This is a genomic window from Cedecea sp. VD22 (assembly GCF_037150195.1).
GTDB lineage: Bacteria > Pseudomonadota > Gammaproteobacteria > Enterobacterales > Enterobacteriaceae > Cedecea.
Genome location: NZ_JBBCPX010000055.1, coordinates 1 through 466 on the forward strand (window position 1 = coordinate 1; position 466 = coordinate 466).

A 466-nucleotide genomic window follows, 5' to 3' on the forward strand; every position below is an offset into this window, starting at 1 on the left:
TAACATGGCCAGCCGGTAACGAATTCAACAGCAGATTTCTGGCTTCTCTTCCGTTTTCCGTTTTATAACCCGGTAAGGTGAGAGAAACCTCCAGCGGTATTTTTTCTCCGGTGGGGGATGTTGTTTCGCGTAACGCACAGGCCCCATCCAAATCATACTCACAGCGCATATTGACAGTGAAGCCGGACGTGGACGACAGGATGAAGGGGACTTCCTGACTCAGGGTATCAGGGACACGCCCACCGTTTGCCCACTGGCTCCAGCCGCCTTTCGGGGCCAGACTGACCTTGATCAATTCCGCGTCGGAGGGAAACTTCACCTGGAAGGCATGACGTACGTTCGCCTTTATTTTTATTCTAATTTCAGTGTCAGAGGTTGTTACGGCATGAAAGTCAATATCTTCGCCTTCACCAACGGTATAAACCACTTCACCTTCGTACTCACCGCTATAAACACCTAATGGATT

The 466-nt window shown here is 50.0% G+C and carries 1 pseudogene; it reads right to left on the minus strand.

From position 1 onward, the window contains the following. Nucleotides 1-427 (minus strand): annotated as a pseudogene (locus WFK85_RS23700) (hypothetical protein); the annotation flags it as partial. Nucleotides 428-466: the final 39 nt, after the last annotated feature.